The following is a 23,043-nucleotide window of genomic DNA, read 5'->3' as shown; positions in this document are numbered from 1 at the left end:
GGACCGTATCCGCGCCCGCCGTCACGACCATCTCATTCAGAGGCAGCCCGAACCGATGAGCAGGATCGCCTTCCACCGCCCCGCCCGGATGGCTCCGCCGCCCGTGCCGGAGGACAAGGTCGCCATCGCGGCGCCGCCGCAGTTGCCGCCGCCGAGCGGCATGTCGACCATGCTGACGCTGCTGCTGCCATTGCTGACAAGCGTCAGCATGGCGGCGTACCTGATCTCGACCGGCCGACAGTGGATGATCCTGCTCGGCATCCTGTTCATGGTCACATCGGTGGGGTTGAGCGTCGGCATCCGTATGCAGATGCGCGGGAAGACCCGTCAGGCCAGAGAGCGTCAGCGCGAGCGCTACCTGGACTACCTGGCGGGGATCCGGCGTCAGGCACGGCAGGTGGCTCAGGTGCAGCGGTTCGCCGCGGCCTGGGTGCATCCGAGTCCCGAGCGGATATGGGCGATCGCGGTCCGCCGGCGCCGCGTCTGGGAGCGCCGGCCCGACGATCCCGACTTCCTCAGACTGCGCATCGGCGCGGGGGACGGGCCACTCGCCATCACCCACACCACCACCAAGCGATCCGATCCGACGGTGGAGTACGACGCCCGTTCCCTGTACGCCGCCGAGGAACTCGTCGAGACCCACAGCACGGTCGAGCGGCAACCGGCGTGGATCGATGCCGGCCGGGCCGGCGTGGTGAGCCTGCTGGGGCCGGACGCGGAGACCGAGGCGGCGGCCGCCGCACTGCTGTGCCAGCTTGCCACGCTCCACGCGCCGGACGACGTGCAGGTCGCCGTCGTCACCTCCGGGGACGCGCGGTGGGAGTGGGTCAAGTGGCTCCCCCACACCCATGAACCGGACACCCGGGAGCGCGGGGCCGAGGTCGTCCCGCTGGTCGCCGAGAACCTGGGCGGCCTGGCGGACTACCTGGAGGGCGCGCTGGACCGGGCCGTCGCGGCCCGTGCGGAGCGAGGAACGCGGCTGGTGTCCATGGCCGCCCAGGACAGGCCCCGGCGGCGGCTCGTCGTGGTGCTGAACGACTACGACCCACGCGCCTCCTGGACCCGGTCTCCGCTCGTGCACCGCCTGATCGCGGAGGCGGGGCCGCATCTGGGCATCACCGTGGTCTGCCTGGTGACCGAAGAGGCACACGAGCCGGAGCGCGTTGACGTACGGGTGCGTCTCGACCCGTCCGGTCGCCTCACCCTGGAGGGCGCGAACGCCGGGCTGCACAGCACCGTGCAGGACGCGACCGTGGATCGGCCGGCGCCCGCCCTGCGGTCTCGGATCGCCCGTTCGCTCGCGCCGCTGCGGCTGTCGGGCGAACAGGAGCAGGTCCTGTCCCAGTCGGTGTCGCTGCCGGGCATGCTCGGAATCGGCGACGTCACGTCACTGGACCCGGCCGCCGCCTGGCGGGCACCCGACGATGAGGAACTGCTGCGCGTTCCGGTCGGCGTGACCGCCAGTGGCGAGGCGCTCGTCCTGGATTTGAAGGAGTCGGCGCAGGGCGGGATCGGGCCGCATGGGCTGGTGGTGGGTGCGACCGGATCGGGTAAGAGCGAACTGCTGCGGACCCTGGTCACCGGGTTGTCGATGACACATTCGCCGGAGCATCTGGGCTTCGTTCTGGTGGACTTCAAGGGCGGTGCGACGTTCGCGGGTCTGACCGGGCTGCCGCATGTCGCGGGTCTGATCACGAACCTGGCCGACGACCTGTCGCTGGTCGAACGCGTACGGGTCGCCTTGATGGGGGAGCAGCAGCGGCGGCAGCGGCTGTTGCGGCAGGCGGGCAACATCGACTCGATCCGCGACTACCAGCTCAAACAGGCGGACGGTGGTACGGACGTGGACGGCGCGCCGCTGCCGCCCCTGCCGTACCTGATGATCGTCGTCGACGAGTTCGGCGAGCTGCTGTCGCAGCGGTCGGACTTCATCGACCTGTTCGTGCAGATCGGGAGGGTCGGCCGCTCCCTGGGCATGCACCTGCTGCTGGCCACCCAGCGACTGGAGGAGGGCCGCCTGCGCGGTCTCGAGTCGCACCTGTCGTACCGGATCTGCCTGCGCACCTTCAGCGCCGCCGAGAGCCGTACGGTGATCGGCACACCGGACGCCTACAAGCTTCCGCCCATCCCCGGCTCGGCCTACCTGAAGGTCGACGAGTCCATCTACGAGCGGTTCCGGGTGGCGCACGTCTCCCGGCTGTACGAGGACCCCGCCGCGCGAGAAGGCCGGCGGAAACCGATCGTGCCGGTCCCGTTCGGGCTGCGCACCCCGCCCAAGCCGGAGGACACGGCACCCGAGACCGCGGTCACCCCCGCGCCGGGGAACGGGACGACCGAGCTGGAGGTCGTCGTCACCCAACTCGCGGCGAGCAGCGCCCCGACGCACCAGGTGTGGCTGTCGCCGCTGCCGCCGCACTTCCCCCTCGACCCGCTGCTCGCCCCGGTGGGGGTCGTGCCGGGGCGGGGCCTGCGGAGCCAGGCGTGGGCGATGGACGGGGAGTTGAGGTTCCCCGTCGCCGTCGCGGACCTGCCCGCGCGGCAGGAACAGCGCCCCGTCGTCCTCGACCTGGTGGGGACCCACGGGCACCTGGCCCTCGTCGGCGCGCCGCAGAGCGGCAAGAGCACGTTCCTGCGCACGGCGCTGATCAGCGCGATGCTCACCCACACGCCCGACGAACTGCAGTTCTACTGCATCGACCACGGCGGTGGCGCGCTGCACGCCCTGGAGGGCGCCCCGCACGTGTCGGGGGTGGCCGGGCGGCGGGACGCCGAACGGGTCCAGCGTGTGCTGGCCGAGGTCACCCGCCTGATCGCGGTGCGCGAACTGATGTTCCGCGACCTGGGCATCCACTCCGCCGCCGAATTCCGCGAGCTGCGCCGGACCGGCGGCCTGCCGCACGGCGTGCGCGCCGCCGACGTCGTCCTCGTCGTCGACAACTGGGGCGCGCTGCACGCGGAGATGGAGGACGCCACCGTGATGGCCACCGACATCGCCACCCGCGGCCTGGGCGTCGGGGTCCACCTGATGCTGACCGCGAACCGCTGGGCCGAGATCCGGATGGCGCTGCGCGACAGCATCGGCGGACGTCTCGAACTCCGGTTGAACGACCCGGCCGAGTCGGAGATCAACCGGCAGGAGACGCGGCGGCTGGGCCGGGTGCCGGTCGGCCGGGGCCTGATGCCGCCCGGGATCTCGTTCCAGGTCGCCCTACCCCGCATGGACGCTGCCGACGGCCTCGACGGCCTCGCCGAGGCGCAACGCGAGCTCCTCGACGCGATCGCCGGTTCGTGGCAGGGACCGCGGGCGCCGCGGTTGAAGGTGCTCCCGGAGCGGATCAGCGTGAAGGAACTGGACGAGCTCCTCGCCGACACGTCGGCCGTCGGGAATCGGTGGGAGGGCGCCGGACGGGGACTGTCCGCGACCGAGATCCCCATCGGACTGGCCCAGACCGATCTGCGTCCGGTGGGCCTGGACCTCGCCCAGGGACAACCGCACTTCCTCATCTTCGGAGACTCCGGTTCGGGCCGGACCTCGTTCCTGCGGACCTGGATGCGGGGCATGGGCCGCCGGTACTCACCGTGGGACGTGCGCTTCATCGTCATCGACTACCGGCGCGGCCTCCTGGACGTCCTGCCCGAGCCGTACATCGGCGCGCATGCGGGCGATCCCGAGCTGGCGGCCGTGTTCGTCGCCCAGGTCGCGGACAAGTTGAAAGAGCGGATGCCGCCGCCCGGCCTGACCGCCGACCGGCTGCGTGATCGCGACTGGTGGGAGGGGCCGGAACTCTACCTGGTCGTCGACGACTACGACCTGGTGGCGAACGGCCCGGACCGGGGCCCGCTCGCGCCGCTGGCCTCCTTCGTCACTCGGGGCGAGGATCTCGGTTTCCACGTCGTGCTCGCCCGCCGAGTCAGCGGAGCCGCACGGTCGCTGATGTCGGATCCGATGGTAGGGCGGCTGCGCGAGTTCGGCGCCGACGGGCTCATCATGTCGGGCGACCACCGCGAAGGCGTCCTGCTGGGGGACCAACGCGCCGCGCAGCGCATTCCCGGACGCGGCCTGCTGATCCGCAGGAGACAGGAGCCGACTTTGATCCATGCCGTCGTCGACGACGAGACCGAGCCGGTGGCCGAGGCCCGGCCGGCCGGAGCCGGAAGGGAGGTCCGGTCATGAGCGATGACGGTTGGAAGACCAACATGGACGGCTGGACCGAGTGGACGGATTACGTCGGCGACCTGAACCTGAACGCCATCTTCGAGATGGGCAACGAGTGGATCAGGATGGGCGATGCCCTGTACGCCGGGCAGCTCACCCTCGCCGATCTCGTCGCATCCCTCGGCTGGCGTGGCGGCGCCTACAGCGTCGCCCAGGAGGCATGGCACAGCCGCATGTCGGCGGTGCTGAACAACAATGCCGACACGGCCTGGAAGATCGGCGAGGCCATCAACGCCTATGGCAAGAGCATTTATGACCAGGCGCAGCAGATGGCCGAAGAGAACAACAAGGCCTACCTGATCAACATCTTCAGCTTCGTCCTCGGTGTGGTGACGGCTCCGCTGACTCTCGGAATCGGCGCCCTGCTGTCGCTGCTGGGGAGGATCATCGGGAACCTGGTCAACGTCATCGCCCAGGTGGGCGCCAGGCTGGGCGCCCTGGGCGCGGTGGTCAGCGACTTCACCGCCGGCGCCGTCACCGGAGCCGTCGCCTCCTTCGGCATCGATATGGCCGCCAACGGACTCGCTTCGGCTGCCACGCACACCCCGGTCACCGTCGACTGGGGACAGGAGGGCTTCAACATCGGTCTGGGCGCCGCCATCGGCGGCGGCCTCGGCGCCGGCCTGGGCGCCGCCGCACGCGGTGGCAGATTCGGTGGCGTAGGCGCGGGCGAGGGCGCGCGGACCCCGACCGTTCCCGATACTCCGGTGGTCGGCAAGGGGAACCCCACACCGGGGGCGGCGAAGGCCACCGCTGGTTCCGGCGGTGAAGTGCCGCCGGCCGTCAAGCCCGCGCAGACCTCCTTCAACGGGTCGGGCAAGAGCGCTGACAGCGCGTCGGGCGCGAACGGCCTCAACACGCGGGCCGGCGATGGCGTGGTCAGCTCCACGTCGACGAAGACGCCGTCCGGGAACGGCGTGCGTTCGTCGAACGAGCCGCCGCCGGCCACCTCGAGTTCGACTCCCGCGCCGCTTCGCACTCCGCCGGTCAACGAGAGACCGACGGGGCCCGGTGGTGCGGACGGAACCGCTCAGGGCACGCCACCAGCCCGGTCCGCATCGCACGAGTCGAATGCCGGGTCCGCGAACACCCCGGCTTCGGAAGGCGTATCGAAGGGCCAGACCAGCCCGGCGCCGGGTGGGGAGCATCGGACGTCTTCGGATTCGGTGTCCCCTGCGCGGCGTGCCGGGGAGGCGGCCATCAAGCGGGATGCGGACTCCAAGGCGGTGCGGCCCTCGGATCAGGACGCCTCGTCTTCCGGGGATGCGCTGGGGAAGAGCGTGGTCGGCGGAGGTCGGCGCGATGGTTCGGTGTCGGATGATGGGCGACCGGCCGGTGGTGAGGCGGGGCGTCAGGATGGTGTGAGGTCGGATTCGGCTGCGCGGCGTGCGGGGGAGGCGGCCGTCAAGCGGGATGCGGCGTCGAAGGAGGCGCGCGGTCAGGAGACCTCGTCTTCCGGGGATGCGCTGGGGAAGAGCGCGGTCGCTGGAGGTCGGCGCGATGGTTCGGTGTCGGATGATGGGCGGCCGGCCGGTGGTGAGGCGGGGCGTCAGGATGGTGTGAGGTCGGATTCGGCTGCGCGGCGTGCGGGGGAGGCGGCCGTCAAGCGGGATGCGGCGTCGAAGGAGGCGCGCGGTCAGGAGACCTCCTCTTCCGGGGATGCGCAGGGGAAGAGCGCGGCCGGCGGAGGCCGGCGCGACGGTACGGCGTCGAACCCGGCGGCTCGTGGAGAAGCGCCCTCGCCTACGCGGAAGGCGGCGTACGGTGCCTCGTCGAGACCGGGCACCGGTAAGTCGCCCGTGCCCACGACACGACAGCTTCTTCGCCGGGACACGGTGACCGGTGAATCGCAGCTGGTCGACGTCGGCACCGGTCGGCGGCTGGGCGAACCTCCTGCCGGCGATCCGCCGCGCTCGGCGCGGACCTCCGATGACGTGAGCACGGGCGCGGGCACGGCCGATCGTTACCGCTACTACGAGGTCGACCCGAAGAGCGGTGCGGCCAGGGAGACGAGCCTGGGTCCGAACGACCACGTGGTGAACATCAGGCCCGCCAGCGGAAAGGTCACCGAGGACAGCGGCCTCTACGTCCTCAAGGACGGCCGCATGGTCCCCGCCGGAGACGCGAAGGAACGTCTGGCCGTGTTCGACCAGGGCGACGGGAAGTGGGACGTCGCCAACATCCCCGCCGAGCCGGCCGGCGGGGCGGGGCGCGTCGTCGGCGGTGCGAAACCCACGGTCGCACCACCGCGCCAGGGAGCCGGGTCCTACCAGGTTCTTCGCCGGGACGGCACCGGCAACATCGACCTGTTGACCTTCCCGCGTCGCCCCGGCGACGTCCCGCCGCGCGGAGGGACGGAAGGCGACGGAAGTCAGTACCACGAACTGGACGGCGGCCGGGATGGGTGGCATGAGGCGCACCCGTTCGGGGCCGGGGCCGCGAAGGTCGAGCGGATCATCACGGCGCCCAGGGACTGGGTCAGCGGGAAGCCGATGGAAGGTTCGGGCCCGCCGGCCGTGCTGGTCCGCGACCAGAGAACCGGTTTGTACGAGCAGATCACCTCGATCGCCTCCGGCGGCAGGCCCGGGGACCCGGTGGGGCGGGTCTACTACCGCATCGGTTCCGACGGCCGACCACAGCCGGTGAAGTTCAGCGACGGCGTAGACGTCGTCAGCGTGTCCCGCAAGGACGGAGCGGTCACGCGTACGACCTCCTCGGTCTCCGGCGGCAACGGTGCGGCCACGCCGTACCTGGCCAAGGACGGGACGCTCACCTCCGGGTCGGGCAAGATCTTCACCGGCGAACTGCGCTTCGACGCCGACACCGGCCGGATCACCCGTGTCCAGGAGGACCCGGCCGGCTCCAACGGCCGTCCCGGCGATGGTTCCGGTGGGCCGGGCGGTGGCGGGAGAGGCACCGCCACCCGATCGCAGCCCGGTGGCTCCCGGACCCGGACCCAGACCGGTGCCGAGACCTTCACCGATGTCGGTACGACGAGCCGCGGTGCCGCGACGTCCAGGTCGTCCGAAGGCCGGAGTGAGTCCGGGTCCGCGGCCGAGAAGGACTCGTTCGCGGGCGAAGGGCGCAGGGTGGGTCCTTCCTCGGAGCACCCGGACAGCCAGGCGCGCGCCGAGGCGTTCGACCGGATCTTCGGCCGGGGGAACACCGAAGCATCCTCCGGAAGCCGAGCCGGACGATCGAACACCGCACCTTCACAGGCGGGCGAGCATGCGGAGACGGCCGGCGGCCGGGTCGGGGAGTCCGAGGTCCAGGCGCCGACGACCGGGCAGCCGGAGCAGCCGCGGCCGCCGGTGACTTCGGCATCCGCCAAGAGCGAGGGGACGGCCACACCGCAGCGGGCATCGGCCGCGAAGAGCGCGGCCGATGCCCGGCCCGGGAACGGCTCGGGCCGGGAGCCCGAGCCGTCGCAGCCGGGCGCGGACTCGCGTCCTGAGTCCCAGGGGGAGTCCAGCGGGTATCCGCAGCCGGCAGCGGAGAGCGAGCGGGGATCCGGGCCACGATCGGGAGCGGACCGGCCGTCTTCCGCCGGCGACGAGCCGACGCTGCTGCCGCCCGGTCAAGAAGCGCTCGTGGTCGCTGGGCGGGTTCTGCCCACCGACACCGTGATCGTCATCGACGGTGAGTCCCGGCACATGACCCCGGCCGACTTCGTCGACTGGGTGCGGAACCAGCAGGGCCATGAGCCGGATATGCCCGTCGTCCTGCTGGCCGGAGACGCGCGTAGGTTCGCGCCAGAGGTCGCCGCCCTTCTCGGGGCGCCGGTGACCGCGCCGTGGGCCGACTTCGTCCCCTCGCCGGCCGGTGACCTGATCGCCGGGAGAGTCGACCGTACGCCGGACGGCGCGGTCCAGCTGATCAGCGAAGACTACGACGGCTGGCACACCTACGGGCCGGACGGCCAGGACACCGAGCTCGGGCCGGTCCTGCCGGATTCCGCATCTCTGCTGAACAGCGTCGTGGCCGGCATGGTGAAGACCGGGCGACCGGTCGCCACCTGGCGATCGCCGGCCGGCCCGACGATCGTGAGCGACGCCCGGTCCGGCGAATTGCCGTCCGCCGCGCCGTCGATCGGTTCGGCCACCGTGCACGCGGCTCCGCGTGCGGCGGACTCCCCGTACGACACGGTCGACGTCGCGGCCGAGGACGACGCGGCCCCTACGGCATCGCGGGCGAGTGACCGGCCGGGCGTTCACGCCGCTCCTCCGGCTCCTTCGGCCGGTGCGGAGACGACCGGTTCCTCCTCGGGCATCGTCCGGCCCGCGCCCGGTGGTCATGCGTCGACCTCGTCGGCCCCTACGGCAGGTGCGGGCACATCGAGATCCTTCGTCTCGCGGCGCTGGAAGAAGCTGAAGGACAAGTTGCGGAAGCCGGCGCCGGCGGGGGAACCGGCCTCGGTGCGGGAACCGGTCCAGTACGCGGCACCGCCATCGACGTCAACGCAGGCCCCGGAGCGGTCGTCGAAGGGACAGGCGGCCGAGCTGAGGAACATGTCACCGGCCGCACGGTTCGCGAAGCTGGCATCTCTGCCGCTGGAAGAGAAACGAACGAGGGCACGGAGTCCGGAATTCCTGCGGGAGCTGCGCGGCCTGCTTGCCCGGGAGGACTTCGCGGCAGTGGTGGCCCAGTTGATGGTCGAGGTGCCGTCGACCACCGAGCGGCCTGCGACCGCCCATCTGATCGCGCACGTGACCTTGACCAGGGTGCTCCGCTCCAATGCGGAGGTCGCGGAGGCGCTGGCCCGCCGCGTACGGGTGGTCGTCATTCCGCGAGGCCAGGAGATCACGTCTTTGCCGGAGTTCGCCGATCGCGCCGGCACGATGTTCGAAGGCGCGACACCGTACGAGCGGGTGCGGAGCGTCCTTCGTAAGGACACGGGCATCCTCGCCGTGGGCGAGGAACACCTGACGGGTGAAGCCGGCCTGATCTCCGGGGATCGCGATACGGGCTACTCCACCCTGACTCATGAACTGGCGCGTGGGATCTGGGAGTACGCCTTCAACGGTGAAAAGATGCCGACCCCGGCCAATAAGGAAACCATTAGGCGGCGATTCGAGACCAAAAAGACTCGAGTCGCCGAACAGTGGCCGGGCGGGCCGCCGACCAACCCCGAATTGCCTGGCAGCGTGAATGCCTCGGCGGCAGGTGCCGAGGAGTACTTCGCCGAACTTACGAACGTTTGGCTGGGGCTGAATCACGGGCGCGATGTCAGTACGGGTTTGCCGCGCAACAACACCACTAAGTGGGTAGAGAAGCGCGAGCCGTACGATGTTCTGCAAATCCTGGCGCACATCTATGGAATGGAGGGAGAGCTCGAGGAGGACAGTCCTGTCCTGGAGGACATCTACGGGGCGGCGGCACGCTTCACGAAGGAGAACCCGCTTCGCTCCAATTACTCGGAAGACGAGCTCTACCGGGCATTCCGCGAGTTCATGGGAGAGCCTGCGGAGGAGCGCCCCTCCTTCTCCCCGCAGGTGGATGTGCCGGTCGTCGTCGGCCAGTTCCAGAGCGGACCGCGACGCAGGCCCGGTGGCCGGGATTCCGCCACCGGAACGATCTTCTTCGCAGGGTATCCGCGCGATCCGGAACAGACGGCGCGATGGATCAACCGCAACTACCGTTTGGAAGAGACAGATCGCTGGATCGCCCGTGACGGGGCCTCTGCCTCGCCCCGGCCGGTGATGGTGATGACGCCCGGCGTCGAGACACGCCGCCCGGACGGCGGCCCCGCCTACTTCAGGACTCTCGCTGCGCACCTTCGCCGTCCGGTCGTCGTGGTCAACCCGTACACCGGAGCGCAGACGAAGTACCGGCCCGCCGGTTCCCCGCCGGAGGACGAGGCGATCACCACGACGGGTGGCGGGACGACCACCGGGACGCCGTCGGCGGCCGGTGAGGCGGCCACGCGGAAACCGGAGTCGCCGAAGAACCGGGCGGCCGCGCTGGAGAAGATGACACCGGCCGGCCGATTCGCGGAGCTGGCGTCTCTGTCCCTGAGAGAGAGACGGGCACTCGCGCGCGATCCGGAGTTCTCGCTGACGCTCAGCCGCGCGATACCGCCGGAGGAGTTCGCGGCCGTCGCGGCGCAGTTGATGATCGAGGTACCGCCGGCCGTTCACCGGCCGGTGACCGCCCATCGGGCCGCGCACTCGATCCTGACCAGGATGCTCCGCTACAACCCGGTCGTCGCACAGAAGCTGGCCGCCGGTAGACAGGTAGTGATCATTCCGCGCGATCGGACGCTCAGGTCCCTGCCCCAATTCTCCGACCTCCCCGAAAGATCGGCGTATGGCAGACCATTTGATTCCGTGCGGGGCCTACATCGCCCTGACAAGGGCGTTCTCGGGGTGAGCGAGGAGAGCCTCACCGGTGAGCTCGGCCTGGTAAGTGGGAACTACGACACGGGCTATGCGGTTCTGTCCCACGAGGTGGCGCACGCCATCTTGTCGGAAACGTCCTTGTACGTCGACCCGGAGGGGATCACGGCTCGAGCGCGGATAGGCGTCGAGGAGTCCTTCGAGGCCAAGAAGGCGCGCGGCGGACAGTGGCCGAACGGACCGCTGACCAACCCGTACCGTTCCGGACGGCAGAACTATTCATCGCGGGACTATCACGAATACTTCGCTGAGTTGACGAACACATGGCTGGGGGTCAATTACGGGCTCGATTCGGAAACCGGCCTGCCGGCCAACAACGGTGGCGACTGGGTCAAGAAGCACGAGCCGGCGATGGTCTCCTTCCTGGAGGACGTGTACGGGCCGGCGGGAGGATTCCAGAGACCGAGTCCGGTCCTGGAGGACATCTACGGGTCGGCCGGGGGCGATGAGAAGCCCTATCCCGTCCGGCCCCTCTACGCGGAGGACGAGAGTTATCGGGCGTTGCGGGAGTTCATGGGAGAGCCCGCCGAGGAGCCACCGCCGTTTCCTCACCTGACGGATGTCCCGGTCGTCATCGGTGAGTTCCGGCGTGGACCGGAGGCCGGCCGTGGCGGTCGCCGTCGATCGACCGGGCGTATCTTCTTCGCCGGATACGCGCGGAACGCGGAGGAGACGGCCCGCTGGATCACCCGTAACTACCAGCCGGAGGAGACGGATCGCTGGAGCGTCAGTAAGACGCCCCGGCCAGTGATGCTGGTGGCGCCCGGCGCCGAGAAGGCCGGCGACACTGCCCCTCCCTTCGCCTATGATCTCGCGACACACCTTGGCCGTCCGGTCGTAGTGGTCGACCCGTCGACCGGTGCGCAGCGGAACTTCTCGCCTCCCGACGAAACTGACGACCCGTTCGGGCTGGCCGCTCTGGAGCCGGAGAACCAGCCGCGCCGGCGGTCGAATTTCATGCCCTCCCTTGCGGCACCTCCGCCGAGGGACTGGCGGGCCGACTGGTATGCGCGGCCGTCGGCACCGACCTCCGACGAGCCTCACGCCAAGGGGCCGGGGCTCGGCCATGCTGCTGCGGGAGTGGCGGGGGCGGCCGGGGACGTGGCATCGAGCCCGGACCCGGCCGGCGAGTCGAGCATGTCCTTGCGCGGCGGAGGCTCCGATCGCGACCACTCGGCGCTACGCGGGTGGACGCGTGGGACGGTCAGATTCCGGGGGCTCGGCTGGGCGCACAATCCGCGGCCGGCGGCTGTGCGGGGCTGGAGACGCCTGGTGGCGGGATCTCCGCGTCTCGACTCGGGTGCCGCGGAGGGCGGTGCCGCGCGGGGCCACGGGCGCGCTCCGGCCGAGGACGCGGACACCGGATCCTCGGGCTCGGCACAGCACCCGCCCCCCGCGGACGGCGGTGGAGTCCCGCGCCCCGCGGCGTCCCGGCCCGCCGATGAGGGTGACGCTCCGACCTCGTCCCGGAAAGCGTCCGGAGGCAAGCGCGTCCGCTGGGCGGATCTGGAGGATGACGGAACCCGGGAAGCCCCCGCATCTCAGGCCGGCGGTCAGGAGGAGACCGGTCCGGTGCCGGGCGGCGTGTTCGATGAGGCCGTCCCGTCGGCGAAGGTCGAGGACGTGATCGGGGCGGCGACGATGTACGCCACGGCGGAGGGCCGTCCGGTGGTGCTCTCGCTGCCGGGGGCCGCCGAGGACGGCCCGCGCCTCGACGATCAGACCGTCGAACTGCTCGCGAAGGTCGCGCCGCCCCAGACGGTGTTCGTCACCGGGCGGGTACGCGAGGGCGCGTTGACGGTCGGTGACGCGCCGGTCGACCCGGCCGTACTGGCCACCCTGATCGCCGCCCGGGCACCCGGGCACCAACCCTTCCTCCTGATGCCGGGATCGGGGAGAATCGCAGGGTCCCTGGCGATCGAGACCGGCGGTCCGGTGCCGGTCGCCCCGCACGGCGTGCTCATCGACGTCGGCAAGGGCACGGTGACCGCCGCTGTCAGCGGCAAGGCCCCGGCCGGACGGCCTGCTCAAGCGGGCTTCGAGGTCTACGTTCCCGCGGAGGGGGCAGAGGGATCGGACCCGTCATCGGCGTACGTCATGCGGCCGATGAATCGTGCGACGCTGTCCGTCCCCGCCGACGCGCCGCCGGCGACCGGAACGACGAGCTCCGGCAGAACGGACACGAAGCCGGCCGCGTCGAACGCCGGCACCGATGTGCCGGCCACGGACGCGGGCACCTGGGAACCGCAGCCGCCGGCATCGCCGAGCCCGGCCGGGACGACGCCGATGACGGTCGACCGGGCGGCTCTGTCGGCCCTGCTGCCGCGGCTCGGGCTGCCGTACATGGGGCAGCTGATCGCGGCGATCCGGCAGGAGGCCGCCGCGCAGGGCGTCACGCTTCCCGAGGATCCGATGCGCATCCTGGTGAAGCGGCTGGTCAGCAACTACCCGTACGCGCTGGGCGACAGCGGGAACGACGCGAACACCAGCGGCCTGCTCGTTCCACTGGGTGAGGCCGAGGTGCTGGTCACCTTCGATCCGACGGATCCGCACACCCTCGACAACCCAGCGGGTGCGACGGACGGGCGGCCCGCCACCCTGCCGGCTCCGGACGGGGAGTACGTCGGAAACGAGACGATCAACGCCACGTACGCCACCGGTGCGCACGTCCAGACGACCAGCGGCCAGACGGAGCAGACACGCGCCTCGATCAAGCTGGGGTTCGGGATCGGCGCGGGGGTGGGGCCCCTGAACATCGTGCGGGCCGGTGTCTCGATCAGCGGGACGGCGAACCAGTCGAAACGCAGCCTGAGCCACATCGAGGACGCCGAGGGCGGTCATGTTGAGGACTACCGGGGCGCGTCGACACTGCTGGCGTTCCGCCCCAACATCTCGTTCAAGCTGCGCACCGACCGCGAGGACCGGAAGGCGCCGGGCTGGGAGCGGATCAAGCCGGTCCGGATCGCGGATCCGGGCACGGAGAAGCTCATGCTATGGACACCCGAGCCGTACCTGAAGGAGCCGTCGGCCAACCCCGTCACCGCGACCGGGGAGGGCGTCGACACCGAAGCGCTCCCCCCGCATTTCTACGCCTCGGGCCTCACGAACCTGCCGAAGTTGTTCGACGAGATCATCGACACGCTGGCGTCGCAGGGCCTGAACCTGAAGATCGGCGACGTCACACGCGACGAACTGCTGCAGAAGCTGTGGAACCTGAACACCCACCTGGACAAGGCGGTCAACGCCAAGCGGGGCTACCGGTTCACGCTGCACGACGAGTACGGCGATCCGCGCGCCGCGGTGCAGATCCACGCCGGACGGCTGCCGGCGGGTGCCCGACCGGTGGGAGCCCCCAGCGACAAGGCGCACGTGGAGGTCCCCCGAACCGCCATCGACGGGACCAGCGGCGGCCACACCGTCGCGCACTCCAGCACGGTCACGCCGCTGCTCGTCGACGTCGGCTTCGCTCCGCCCAACGTCCCGGGCCTGTCGCTCACGGCGAGCCTCTCCCTCGGATACACCTCCAGCAACGAAGACTCGATCTCGGCGGGCAAGACGGGCCTGTGGGTGATGGTGCCGCGCTATACGGGCCACACCGCCGCGTACAGCGTGGAGTTCGTGCTCCAGGCGAAGGTGATGGTCCGCCGGCCCGCTAAGACGAAGGACCCCCGGCCGGCGACGAACCCGGTGTGGAGCCGTGGGCTGGTGCGGTTGACCGAGCCCGACGCGTTCAAGCACGGGTTCCCGATCGACCGTGACGCCCTGAAGCCGCGACAGCGGCCCACCGGCGGCACTGTTCCGTACGATCCCGACGCGCTCACCCTCGGTCCCCGCGTCAAGGACACGGAGACCAAGAAAGGCACGGAGACCGGGAAGGACGCGGAGGCCCGGGAGGCGGCGCCGCCCGTCAAGCTGCCGGAGTACCTGTTCGAGGGCAAAGGAATCGGGTTCGGCACCGTCAAGCCCGATGAGTCGACCATCGACGAGATCAAAGAGATGATCGCGTCGGCGGTGCGGCCGATGGGCTTCCTGCCGGAGGACGAGGTGGACCCGTTCGCCGGCGAGCACTGGTACACCCACGGCAACAAGATCATCAGTCGGCTGGACAACGAGGAACTGCTGGACAAGATGGTCTCCGTCTGGGGCTTCGCCTCCCATCACGACGGGATGCTCCAGGACGGCATGAGGTTCACGCTCAAGAAGCGCCGGGGCACCGCGGACATCGACCTGGACGTCGACTCCGTCGAGGTGGAGATCAAGGCGACGCAGCGGAAGGACAGGCCACCGAAGTACCTGGGGACCACGGACGAGTACCACCTCGTCAATCTGCCGATGGGCATGGACATCGTCGGGACGTCCACCAGCCACTCCCGCAAGCTCGCCGGCGGCGTCGCGTTCAAAGCGCTGTACCTGTTCCTCCAGAACGCGTTGTCCGGCATCGAGGCACAGCGCAGCATCGGCGCCACCGACTCGGTGACCTTCATCAACAACCAGCCCGACCTGCTCGAGCACCCGGGCGAGGCGCTCGAGGTCGAGCTGATCAACGACTACCAGGTCACGTTGCGCTTCCAGCACTCCGGGCAGACCGGCAAGATCAACAAGGGCGGTCGTGACCAGGTCCTGCCCACGTTGGAGGGGCAGCGGGCGATCGCGCACCTGCTGCCGATCGACCTGGCCGAACAGCCGTCGCCGGACCAGATGTCGGTGCCCGAGCGGCTGAAGGCCGAGAAGTGGACGCCGGCCGACGTCCTGGACCAGGGGGTCGTCTTCCACGCGGATGCCACGGGCCTCACCGCAGCCGCGGGCTCCATGCTGGCGGATCTGGTTGGACCGGCGGGGACGGCGAACCAGAACGTGAACGCGTTCGCCGGGCTGACCAATGTACGAGCGCACCTGAAGGAGATCCTCAACCACGAATACACGACCGACGAGCTGTTCGACACCGGCTTCTTCCGCAACACGCTGGCGGCGCTGGACATCGCCGGCGACCTGGGCCCGTCCCGGTTCGTTGGCGCCACGTCCGACAACTTCGTGCTCGGCATCATCAAGCTGCTGCTGCTGGAGAGCAGGCTCAGCGCCAGCGGCTCGAAGGGGCTTGCCTGGGACCAGCTGAACACCGCCTTCGGCGGCAACCTCACCGACACCGTCGCACTCGTCGGCGGGACCGACGTCAACCGGCGCTGGCAGTGGAACAGGTCGCGGGCCGGCGCGCGGGTCGGCGGCAAGGAGTACATCCAGGTCGACGTCAAGCGGGTGTTCCTGTATCGGGCCCCCGCGAACTTCACGGTCAGCGGCCGGCTGGAGAAGCACGCGAAACTGCTGCCCTCCTCCCACACGGAGCACCGGCCGCGGCAGGTGAACGACCGCACGCTGCTGTACGTGCTGACCGAGCCTGAAGCGCTGAAGTGGTACGCGAACGGGACGCTGCCGGTGTCGGACGCCGAGCTCACCAAGTCGCTGACCCGATGGCACGACGGTGACCTGCGCCTGACCGGCGACGTCGTGGCCGGGGTCCTCACCCGATGGCACACCGACCTGACCGCACGGCCGAAGCCCCGTACGGCGGACCTGGACCTCGTGATCCGGCTGGGCTTCGACCTGGCGCGGATGCACGGCAAGGGCGGCCTGCGGGTGATGGACCCCGCCACCAGGGAAGGTTTCAGCACGGCCTTCGGCCGGCCGCTGGCCGATCCGCCCGGCACCGGCCGTCAGGTCGACATGCCACCGGACCTCGTCGAGTACGCGGCGGGCGGGGGGACGTTGCCGCACGAGCGGTTGACGGAGGCGATGAGCGCGTGGCAGTCCGGTGCCCTCGACCTGACCGGCGACGTCGCGGCCGGCGTCCTGCACCGGTGGGTGACCGAGGTGCCCAAGCCGCCGGACGACCTGCCTCCGGTCGACCGCGCGGCCATGGCCACGACCCTGGCCGGCCGGCACACCCAGGATGTCTCTCCCGTACGGGACGAGGCGGTCCGGGCCGCCTTCGAGGCGGCCTTCGGCAAGCATCTGCCCGAGCCGCCGCTCCCGTTCGAGGAGCTCCGGCTGCCGGAGTACCTGATGGGCAAGAGCCCGCTCACCGGCCACAGCGGCCTGCACACGTGGCGGCACCGAAACGGCAAGTCGACCTATCGAATCGTCAGGGAACAGGTCGACAAGGCCGCGCCGGGACTGCTTTCGGCCGGTGCGGAGGTCTGGGACCGCGAGGGCCGGGTCATCGGCCGCCTGCAGGGCGGCGTGGACGCTCTCCAGGGATTGCTGGCCAAACGCCGTGACCAGGCCATGCTCGACGAACTCTTCGGCGAGGACGGCCTGTCCCTCTACCTGGTCCACCCGCACGGGTGGCTCCTGACGGACGTCGTCGAGGTGAATCTGCGCGTCGCTCTGGGGGAGCCGGAGGTACGCGACTTCGCGCCGGGCAACGGCAACGAGGTCTACCTGCACGGCTACCAGAGCATGGCCACGTCGACCTCGCGTGACGTGGCGCAGGGCGCGACCCTCGTCCAGCTCTCAGCCGGTGGCCGGCAGACCACCACCGGGGGCGGATCAGGTGCGCTGAAGACCTCTGCGAGCAACCACCGAGGGGTCACGCGCGCCGAGACGAGCGTCGCCGAGCAGACGGCGTACGGTTCCGATCACTACATCCTCGGCTTCGACACCGAGCTGACGGCGCAGGTGCGGCGGCTCGGCATGCCCCACCGCCCGCTGAACAACCTGCTGGACAAGTCGTTCGACGGCTGGACCCGCCACAGCGCCACCAGCACGGTCACGGTGGACGGCACGCTGGAGCTCCAGCTGCCGCGCACGCTCGCCGAGTCGGGCGCGGCGGACACCGTGCACCCGCGGCCGGATCTCACCCCGCTGCCCGAGCTGCCGGGCAACGCCTTCGTCACCGGGGTGGTCTTCGACGACACGGTGCGGATCGGCCGTGACCTCCTGGCGCGGGTGTTCCCCCCAAGCGTGATCGGCAGGCTGTTCGGCGCCCGGGCCGGGGATCCGGACACCCGGTCCAGCCTGTCACTGCCGGTGCTGTTGTCCCGGATGCACCTGGCCGGCCATCTGCGGGAAGCGACCGGCGGTAACACCTACAAGATGAGCGACGACATCTTCGACCCCGGCGACGACGGCAAGCGGGCGACGATGTGGCTCAAGGGCGGCCTCAGCGGGCTGGAGGTGCTCGCCCCGCTGAAGAAGGGCACCGGCATCGGCCGGTACGGCAAGCACCAGAGCGGCACCACGGTCAGCGCGAGCACCGATCACACGCGCGGCACGGTGGACGCCGCGGTGAACGTGCACGGCCCGATCGGCGAGCACCAGCCCGGCCACTCGTGGCAGCCCGAGACCGGCAACGGTCGTACCACGTCGTTCAACGACGGCTCCGCCGGCACCGAGAACTCTCGCGAAGAGGGACACGGCAAGGAAAGGGGCCCGCTCTACCTGGTCCGGATGCGCTTCCACGGCCACCTGATCGCCGACCTGTTCCGCCGGCCCCTGTTCGGCACTGCCAAGCCGAAGGGCCGGTTCTACAGCGACCCGATCAACGGTCACGTGTACGCGAAGCTGTACCAGAGCCAGATCGACGGCATCCGAGCCGAGATCGCCGAGACGAACGTCGCGACCCGGCCGAAGCAGGAGTCCTGGCCCGCGATGGACAAGGCGCCGAGCTTCGACCTGGTGCCGCTCCTGGCCCGAGCGGCGCAGGAGCAGCGGGAGGCGCGGCGAGCGTATCAGGGCGTCGCCCGGCACATCCGCCGGCAGCTCGGCGCCGACCGGCCGGTGGTCCTGACCGTCGACGAGAAGGCCCTCGCCGCGCGGGCCTACCAGTCCGTGCTCGACTGGGGGCTGCGGATCATGCGAGCCGACCTGACGGCGGCGCGAGAGATCGACCCGACCGTCAGGACGCCGGCCGCGCTGGTGCGGTACGAGCTGCTTCCGCCGGCTCCCGGCGGCTCGGCCGAGAACATCCGCGCGGCCACGAGCGAGATCATCGAGGCCGTCAACGGGGTGCACGCTCTCCGGCCGGACGACCGGGACGGCGGGCCCGCCGCACTGCCACCACTCGCGGCGATCTCGCAACTCGACCCCGCCGACCTGGGCCGTGACGTCGCACACGCGCTGGGAGCGCACGTACGGGTGGACGTCACCGTCTCTGACGGCACCGTGCGCCGGACCTGGAGCTCACCGAGCGGCAGGACGTATTTCTACGACCCGGCCACGGCGCGCTGGGATCCGGGAACCCGCGGCGGCGCGCTGTGGGTCTTCGACCGGACCGGCTCCCGGAGCCGGGTCTTCACGTCGGCCATGGCCGAACAGCAGGGGCTGGTGTCGCCGGAGCTGCGCGGGGACCTGGACCGCTACGGTCTCGACTACCAGGAGATGGGACGGCTCTACCTGAGTGCGCAGGCCCGGCAGCAGACGCTCGAACAGGCCGTACGCGCCGAGCTCGGCGACCGCGCGCGACGGCTGGCCGAACAGCATCCCGCCCTGCCGGAGCTGCTGCGCCGTGCCGCCGCCGTCCGTACTCACTGGCGGAACGAGGAGAACCGGCTGAACCGGCAGCGGGTGCCCCTGATGAACATCTCCGCCGATGACGCGTCCCTGTCCGAGTGGATCCGGCTCCACGAGGCGGAGGAGAACGCCGAGGCCGTGGGCCGGCTGCTGGCCGACCTGCGGGCCACGGCGCGCGGCGGACCCGGCGCTCCGGCCTGGACCGCACAGGCCGTACGGTCGGCGGCGGTCGGCCTCGACCGGTTCGACGGTCTCGGACTGCCCGAGCGGCTCGACGAGCCGCCCCCGTCCATCCGCACACCGAGCCCGAGTGACGCGCCACCCGCGCGGGTGGCCGATGCCGAGCAGCCGGAGCCCGAGACGTCGTCCTCCGCACCGGCCGGACTGTCGGTGAGCCTTCCGAGCGTGAGCGCCGCACCTCCAGTCGTGGGGGATGCGCGCGGTGGGGGCGCGGCCGCTCCGTCCGCCGCCGGATCGACCGGGCGCGCCGACGACACGGACGATGCGCGGCCGCCGGCCGACCGGGTGCGCGCATCCGATCGTCCCGTCGCGGCTGGTGCCGGGACGACCGGTCGGCCCGCGTCGCCCGATCCGCGCTTGGCGGCCGTTGTGGCGCAACGGATGATCGAGGTACCGCCCGCTGTGGAGCGCCCCGCGTCGACCCGGCACGTCCTCCACGAGGTCATCACGCGGATGCTCACCTACAACCCGGATCTCGCGGGAAAGGTGCTCAACGCGGGCGCGACGGCGGTGATCATCCCACGCGGTGCGGCCCTCACCTCTTTGCCCCGCTTCCGCCGGTACGAGGGACGGAACACCGCGGACGGCAGGCCGTGGCAGCAGGTCCGCGGTCAGCACGAGGGTGTCGTCGTCGCGATCGGCGAGGAGAACCTTCTCGGCGAGTCGGGCCCGGGGGGCACCACCTACAGCAACGGTTACTCGTCTGCGACGCATGAGATCGCGCACTTCTTGTACGAGTTCCTCGATGCCGAAGCCAAGAAGCTCATCCGGAGGCGCTTCGAGAAGAAGTTTCAGGCAGGAACGGCCGCGCAGTGGCCGGACGGACCCCGTACCAATCCGAAGCGGCCCGGCAGCAGGAACTACTCGTCGCTGGACGAGCGGGAGTACTGGGCCCAGCTGACCAACGTATACATGGGCACGAACGCCGGACTGGACCCCGCCACCGGTCTCCCGCGTAACAACACGTTCCAGTGGATTTTGGACCACGAGAAGCCGATGCTCGATCTCCTGGAGCGGACCTACGGCCCGCCGGGACTGGTCCAGGACGCCAACCCCGTCCGCCGGGCCAGGGCGGAGCAGTCGAGCCACCAGGGTTACCGGACGTTCATGACGAATCTGGGTTCCCTCGAGCCGGCTGCCCGCACCGCCCGGACCGGAGGCGACCGGCGGCCCTCCGCGACCGCCCCGCCGGCCGGCGGCGAACCGACGCCGGCTTCCCCGCCCGACGAGGCCCCGGTCGTCGTCGGCGCGTTCGACCCCGCAACGCGAACGATCTCCATAGCCAGGCGGCCCCATGAACGCGACTCGGCCGCGCATGCCTACGACGCAGAGCAGACGGCACGCTGGATCACCCGCCACTACACCCTGACCGATGGACCGGTCATGGTGATGCCGGCGCGGAAGGACCCGGGCCCGGTGACCGCCGGGCCGGGAATGCCCGGCCCGGCGGGCGAGCCCTCCTTCGCCGATGATCTCGCGACGCGCCTCGGCGTTCCCGTCATGGTCGTCGACCCGTTCACGGGGGCGCAGACGGAGCATCGTCCCGGCGCCGAAGCCGCCACGGTGCCGGAACAAGCCACAGCCCAGGCGTCCGCAGTGGAAGCCCCGGCCCCGCCGTCCGGACCAGCCTTTCCGGCTCCTCCGCACGTACCCGCCGCTGGACGGCCCGCACCGCCGTCGGACGGCATCAAGCCGTCTCGCCTGGTTGCCACATCTCGTCCGGGGACGTCTTCGCGCAGCACGTCGTACGGACGCATGTCGCCTGATCAGGTCCTGGACACGGCGCCGGGCGCGGATTCCGGACAGATGCCGGGGCCGGCGGAGGCCATGGCCCGGCCACCGGCCGGGGCGGGGAGCGGCTGGGAGGACGTCGTCGAGGTGGGCGGCGGCCGGCCGACGGTGCCGCAGGCAACGGCGCTCGAGCGGATGGCGCTGCGCCTGGTACCGGTTCTCGCGGCCGGCGACGACGTGGTGCACGCCATGCAGGCGGTGGCCCCGGCCGAGACGTCCGTGGCCGCCCGCGGGCGGCCGGCGTCCCCGGCCGAACTGCGGGCGTACCTGGCGGACGCGCTCGCCGCCGACCTGGACCGCGATCCGGGCCGGCGCCGGTTCTGGCCCACCCTGCGCCTGCCCGGCGATGCCACGGATGGCCGAGGGCGCGCCATCGTCGCCGCGCTTATCTCGCCGGACGGTACGGCCGAGGCGGACGAGCTGTTCCTGGGCGCGGCCGCCGCCGTCTTGGGGCTGCGGGTCACCGCCCTGCGGCCCGATGGTGGCACCGTCGAGTTCGGACCGCCGGCCGGCCGGTCGGTCGTGCTCGTGCGGCTGCCCGAGCCCGGCCCGTACACCGGTCGCTGGGCCGGCACCGAGCCGATCGCGGACGGCGGATCGCCGGCGGGCACGTCCGGACATCCCGCACCGCCCACCGGCGACGACGGGCGCGCCGTACCGCCGTCGGCGCGGAACGCCCCATCCGCGGAGGCCACGGCCCGGACGCCGGTCGCGAACCTCGGCGCCGATCCCTTCCAGGGGAACGCGGGCGACGGCACGGACGGCATGAAGAGACGCGAGCCGACTCACGACGCCGGCCATGCCGGCCATGCCGGAGAGGGCACGAGCGGGGCGGCCGGGAGGGTCGCCCGATCAGGTGGCGAGGCGTCGTCGATCGCCGGAGAGTTCGGTGTCCAGGTGGACTCCGGCGCCGCGGTGACCGCGGTCAGGGAGAAGAACCCGCGAGCCGATGCGGGAGCCCTCTCGAAGGTACGGGAGCGTCGGTGGTCGCCGGAGGAGTTAAGCGCGGTACGTGCCGCCCTCGAGCACTACGCGCCGATTCTCGGCATGCGACGAGAACGGTCGAACCGTGCCGGAATCGACCAGGAAGTCTCTTGGATCGGTGCCGTTTCCTTCGGCATCACCCGACGCGGGATCGATTACGGCATGGCCGGAGAGTACATCGACTCTCACAAGACGGTGACCATGTACGCTCCGATTCTCCTCGCGAAGGATCTCGGCGGCGGCAGACGGGAGATCGAGGGCACCGTCACCCACGAACTGGCGCACGGGCTCCTCAAATACGCCCTGCCCGAGTTCACCGAGGCGTTCGGAAGCTGGGGGGCGGACGGACGGCCGAAACTGCCCGAGGGCGTTGAACCCCCCATTACGGCCGAGACCGCGGCCGCGGACCTCGAGGCGTCGATCAGATCATCGTTCTTGACACCGGAAAGGCTCGCCGCCCGATCGCCGAAACACGCCGCGGCCGTCGCGACGTTGAAGCAGCGGTATCCGGAGCTGTTCGAACTCAAGCCCGATGAATACCGGTGGACGGCCGCCACGCGCATCGCCGCGGAGTTGAACGCACAATTGCCCGAGTTCGCCAGGATGGCGGGCAGCTGGACCGAGGACGGCTGGCCCAAGTTCTCCGGTGAACGACCCATCACCCGCTATGGCGCGACTAACGCCAGGGAGGATATTGCCGAGACGGCGAAATACTATTTCCTGGAGCCCGAAACTCTGCGGGCGAAGGCGCCGGAACGCGCCGCTTTCTTCGACCGGCTGATCGCCGAATGGGGCGTGCCAACGCCCGAACCCTCGCTTACGGCCGACGGGACCGAGTACGCCGCCATGCCCCGCGAAGCCATGGACGGCCCGCCCCCGACGACGGCCGGGGACGACGCCCGACCCGAATGA

At 70.8% G+C, this 23,043-nt stretch carries 2 protein-coding genes; both read left to right on the top strand.

Annotated elements, in window-relative coordinates; all coding sequences use genetic code 11:
- Positions 1–55: 55 nt before the first annotated feature.
- Positions 56–4,174: a type VII secretion protein EccCa gene (gene eccCa, locus ACQEV1_RS36225; RefSeq protein WP_433400236.1), complete on the top strand. Its 4,119-nt coding sequence runs from the start codon at positions 56–58 to the stop codon at positions 4,172–4,174.
- Positions 4,171–23,043, top strand: coding sequence for a hypothetical protein (locus ACQEV1_RS36220; RefSeq protein WP_433400233.1), 18,873 nt, complete (start codon positions 4,171–4,173; stop codon positions 23,041–23,043). Before eccCa ends, ACQEV1_RS36220 begins: the two co-directional genes overlap by 4 nt.

The sequence above is a fragment of the Actinoallomurus sp. CA-142502 genome (assembly GCF_050936355.1).
Taxonomy (GTDB): Bacteria; Actinomycetota; Actinomycetes; order Streptosporangiales; family Streptosporangiaceae; genus Actinoallomurus; species Actinoallomurus iriomotensis.
Note: the sequence above shows the minus strand (reverse complement) of the source record. Positions and strands in the feature narration are given on the sequence as shown.